Below are 5,011 nucleotides of genomic sequence, written 5' to 3'. Positions count from 1 at the left end.
CACCCGGCACCCGCGGGTCACCACGAACCCGTCCATCAGCAAGACCAGCCGCCCCGCCGGGGCCAGGCCGGAATCCCTACACACGGATTAGGACCCACCGCCATGACGCACGCCCCCGCACAGCCGAGCACAGCGACCCCGGCCCCCGACCGCCTGCTGCGGCTGATCCTGGTCGGTGCCGGAGGCCGCGGCACCACCTACGCCGGCTACGCCACCGACACCGGCCGCGCCGAGATCATCGCCGTCGCCGAACCCGACCCCGAGCGGGCCGCCGCCACTCTCGCCCGGCACCCCGGAGCGACCCACCACCCGACCTGGCAGGCACTCGCCGAGCACCCGCCCGAGGCCGACGCCGTGCTCATCACCACCCAGGACGCCGACCACGTCGAACCCACCCTGCGCTTCGCCGAACTCGGCTACCACATCCTGCTGGAGAAGCCGATGGCCACCAGCGAGGACGACGTCCGCAGGATCGTCGACGCCGTCCAGAAGGCCGGTGTGATGCTCGCCGTCTGCCACGTGCTCCGCTACACCCCCTACACCCAGGGCGTGAAGGAGATCGTCGACTCCGGCCGGCTCGGCGACATCGTCAGCGTCGAACACCTCGAACCCGTCGGATGGTGGCACCAGGCCCACTCCTACGTCCGCGGCAACTGGCGGCGCGAGGACCAGGCTACTCCGATGCTCCTCGCCAAGTCCTCCCACGACCTGGACTGGCTCTCCTACATCGTCGGCTCCCCGGTCACCAAGGTGTCCTCCTTCGGCGCGCTCACCCACTTCCGCCCCGAGAACCGCCCGGCCGCTGCTGCAGACAACTGCCTGGACTGCCCCGTCGAGCCCACCTGCCCCTACTCGGCACCCCGCCTGTACCTCGGCTGCCTCGGCCACCCCGACCGGGAACGCTGGCCGCTCGGAGCCGTCACCGACTCCCGCACCCCCGAGGGCATCACCCAGGCGCTGCGTGAAGGCCCGTACGGGCGTTGCGTGTACGCGTGCGACAACGACGTGGTAGACCACCAGGTCGTCAACCTCGAGTACGCGACCGGCGCCACGGCCTCGTTCACGATGACCGCGTTCACCCCGTTCACCCACCGCAAGACCCGGATCTTCGGCACCCGCGGCTCACTCGACGGTGACGGCGTCAACGCCACCGTCACCGACTTCGTCACCGGCCACGAGGAGACCCTCGTCCTCGGCGTCGACGGCCCGGACGCCGGCAGCGGACACGGCGGCGGCGACGAACGCCTCGTCGACGCCTTCCTCGACGCCCTCACCACCGGCGACGAGACCCTGATCCTCTCCGCCCCCGCCACCAGCCTGGAGAGCCACCTCGTCGCCTGGGCCGCCGAACGCGCCCGCCACCAGGGAAGCGTCGAAGCCCTGACACCCTGACCGGGCCCGCCCCAGACCTCCTACCGCGCCGATCCCCCGCACGGCGCGGCAGGACGCAATGCACCACCCACCCCCACCCGAAAGGGACCAGCCATGGCACCACGCACCGCCCTCAACCCACCCACCCGAACCAGCCGCAGCCTGCTGCGCATCGGCGCGCTGTGCGCCGCGCTCAGCACGGCGCTGGTGCTGCCGGCCACCACCGCGCAGGCCGCCGACACCCCGCCGAACCCCACCACCAAGCCCGGCTACACCCTGGACTTCGCCGAGGAGTTCGACGGCACCAGCCTGAACACCTCCAAGTGGCTGGATTCCTACCTGCCGCACTGGACCTCCACCCCGGCCAACGCCAAGGCCCGCTACACCATCGCCGACGGCATCCTCACGCAGCGCCTGGACCAGGACACCCCCGCGTGGAACGCGAAGTACGACGGCACGGTGAAGATCTCCAGCATCCAGTCCTACGAGAAGGACTGGTGGCACCGCTTCAACTACGACATGCCCAACGACCACCACGAGCCGGACTTCAACGGCTACTCCACCAAGTACGGGTACTTCGAGATCCGGGCAAAGAACTCCGACGTCGGCGGCGGTGGACACCAGGCCCTGTGGATGGTCGGCACCGACGACACCAGCAGCGCCAGCGCCAACTCCGAGATCGACATGATCGAGACGTTCTTCTCCCAGCCGAACAACTGGCGCATCGGCGCCTATGGCTGGAGTGACCCGAACTTCCTCAGCAACTGGTGGTCCTCCGACACCACGGTGCCCAGCGGCAGCCCCACCACCGAGTACCACATCTACGGCATGGACTGGACCCCCACCCAGCTCAACTTCTACTACGACAACCAGCTCTACAGGACGATCAACGACGCCCCGAACTCGCCCATGGGCATGATCCTCGGCCTGTACACCGACGCGGGATCCGGCGTCCACAACGACACCTGGCCCAAGACCTGGAACGTCGACTACCTCCGCGTCTTCAAGAACAACGCCGGCTACTCCGAGGGCTACCAGCGGATCAAGAACCACCAGACCGGCCAGTACCTCAACATCGAGAACAAGACCGGCAACGTCCAGTACGGCAACGTGCCCGCCGCGTACTGGAGCTCCCAGTGGACGAAGGAGACCACCAGCGACGGCTACACCCGCTACCGCAACCGCTGGACCGGCGAGTACATGAACACCACCACAGCCGACGCCATAGTCCACTACGGTAGCCTCCCCGCCACCGACACCACCAGCCAATGGACCGAGGAGACCGTGAGCGGCAACTACAAGCGGCTCAAGAACCGGTCCACCGGCACCTACGCCCACACCGAGGACCTCACCGGCAACTTCCAGCACGGCGCCGCCCCCAGCACCTGGTGGACCAGCCAGTGGACCTTCGAACCCGGCCAGTGACCTGGCCCGTCCGCTGGTCCTGACCCCCCGAACCGAGTGACGGGCCGTCTCACACGCCGGCCCGTCACCCGATCCGCCCCAACGGGGTGGCGGACCGCCCTTACGGCGGCCCGCCACCCACCCCCGGGAGCACCTATGTCCACCACCACCGCCCACCGACGCGCCGCCCTCCGCGCAGTCCTCGCCACCGCAGCCCTGCTTGCCGCAGCCGCCTGCACCGCCACCCACACCGATGCCACCCCCAGCGCCGCGAGCGCGGCACCGCAGATGCCCGACCACTCCGGCCAGAGCCTGTGGCACGTCATCGACCAGGACGGCAAGACCCTGCGCCAACTTCCCGACGATGACCCCGTCGTCACCGCGGTCCGCAAGACCGTCGTCCTGCACTCTGGCGCCGTCGACAACCGAGACCAGCAGAACCTCGCCGACAGCATCCAGCAGGACTTCACCTACTACCACCCGGACTTCGCCGCCGCACTGCGCTCCCAGCAGTACGAGAGCAAACTCACCCAGATGTTCACCACCAACCACCTCGCCACCCGTCAGCTCGGCGTCTCCTGGTACCAATCGACCTTCCACCAGGACATGACCACCGCCAAGGTCGAGATGGACGCCACCATCGCGTTCACCGCCGCCGACCCCGCCTACCTCGCGGCCAACCACTTCGAACTCAACAAGCGCTACACCCAGCACCGCACCGTCAGCCTGACCAGGACCGGCGACCGGTGGACCATCACCGCCATCGACAAGACCCCCCTCGCGCAGGCCGTCGCCCCACCCAAGCCCACCGGCTGACCGGGCCCCCACATCCCCCCAGCCTTCCGTACACCAGCATGCGCCTGCGCCGCCTGCCGTCCCGGCCGCCCGGCCGTGAGTCGACCTCACCCGGGTCGTACCGGTCCACGGCCAGCGACACCCGCCACCTTGCCTGATCCCGAACCCTGCGGAACGCCGCAGCATGAGTCTCGCCAGCCTGCCTCCAGGTCCCCGCTACGTCATCGCTCTCGACGCCGGCGGAACCGCGATGAAGGGCGCGATCATCGGCCCGGACATCAACCAGGCCATCTCCCTGCACCGTCCCACCCCGCGCCGCGAACGGCCGCCGGCCGTCCTGGCCACGATCGGCCGGACCATCGACGACCTCCACGAGCACGCCCGCGAGGAAGGAATCGAGCCTGTCCACACCGCTGTCGCCGTTCCCAGCATCGCCGCCGCCCACACCCTCAACGGCCACCCCTCCACCGTCGACGGATGGGCCGGCGAGATTGGCCACCTCACGATCGACCCCCATGACCCTCCCCGCCCCTGCGGCGACACCGGATGCCCGGAGTCCATCGGCCTCCACGACCGCGCCGCCCCACCCCCGCCCGTCGCCGCGAGGCCCGCCTCCTCATCGGCCACCGGCCCTGACCCGCTACGCCCGCCCCGGCCGGACGGGGGTGTCGCCGACGGCTCGCCCGGGCGGGTGAAGACCTCCCCGTGCGGGCGACACCGCTGCTCCATTTGTCCTACAACCTGTCAGGAGACGTTCCCAGCATCCCCGATATGACGAACTACCTGCGCACCACCATGCCGGCCGCACCCACCGCGATCCCCACACCGGGCCTGACGGGCCCGGCCCGGGACGAAGCCACCACAGGGAGGTGGACGGCATGAGCCTGACCTTCGGCCTGCACCGCCCCCGCACCCCGCTGCGCCGCCTACTCCGCCCACCGCTCTGCGTGCGGGGTCCTCTCGACCTGCGGCGTCTTGCTCAACCCGGGTCAGCGAGGGCGAGCGCCATCTGGGGCTCCGGGCCGTCCCAGCCGGTCAGCGGCTATCTCCTGCTGTGGCCGGCCCCCGGCCGCGTCGCTGCCCCGCGGGTGCCGAGCCGCGCCGACATCTGGAGCTGTGAGGGTACCTGACGGACGGGTCGCTGCTGTTCGCCGCAGTGGACGCCCTGTCGGCAGCCGCCGCGAGCGGCTCCGGCTATCCGGAGTGGACGGCCTTCGTCGTCCAGAAGGTGGCGCAGAGCTGGCGGAGAGCGACGCCGACCCGGCGCAGCGGGCGGAGCGGATCGCGGCCGCCGTTGAACCGGTGTTGCTGTAGGCACACCCCCGTGGGGGCCCGGGTGGAACGCGCCCCCCCCCCCCCCCCCACCCCCTGAACATAAAAAAAAAAAACAACCCCCCGAACCAAAACCCAAAGCAGGTTGGGGAAGAGGGAGTTGAGGTAG

At 69.9% G+C, this 5,011-nt stretch carries 4 protein-coding genes; all 4 read left to right on the top strand.

The genetic code is table 11. The annotated features are described in order from the left end of the window. The first annotated feature begins 102 nt into the window (after positions 1 to 102). The 4 genes from ACFXHB_RS43890 to ACFXHB_RS43875 all read left to right on the top strand — a co-directional run bounded on the left by ACFXHB_RS43890 (position 103) and on the right by ACFXHB_RS43875 (position 4,345). On the top strand, positions 103 to 1,392 hold the full coding sequence (locus tag ACFXHB_RS43890) for a Gfo/Idh/MocA family protein (RefSeq protein ID WP_380582707.1): 1,290 nt from the start codon (positions 103 to 105) through the stop codon (positions 1,390 to 1,392). A 93-nt stretch (positions 1,393 to 1,485) separates the two neighbouring features. Next, entirely contained in the window at positions 1,486 to 2,796 is a 1,311-nt protein-coding gene (locus ACFXHB_RS43885) for a family 16 glycosylhydrolase (RefSeq protein ID WP_380582706.1), read from the top strand. A gap of 135 nt (positions 2,797 to 2,931) precedes the next feature. After that, entirely contained in the window at positions 2,932 to 3,591 is a 660-nt protein-coding gene (locus ACFXHB_RS43880) for a hypothetical protein (RefSeq protein WP_380582704.1), read from the top strand. 163 nt (positions 3,592 to 3,754) lie between these two features. Beyond that, positions 3,755 to 4,345, top strand: coding sequence for a hypothetical protein (locus ACFXHB_RS43875; RefSeq protein WP_380582702.1), 591 nt, complete (start codon positions 3,755 to 3,757; stop codon positions 4,343 to 4,345). Positions 4,346 to 5,011: the final 666 nt, after the last annotated feature.

It is taken from the genome of Kitasatospora sp. NPDC059327 (genome assembly GCF_042752535.1).
Taxonomy (GTDB): Bacteria; Actinomycetota; Actinomycetes; order Streptomycetales; family Streptomycetaceae; genus Kitasatospora.
The sequence above is the reverse complement of the archived record's forward strand: the minus strand, read 5'-3'. Positions and strand labels throughout refer to the sequence as shown.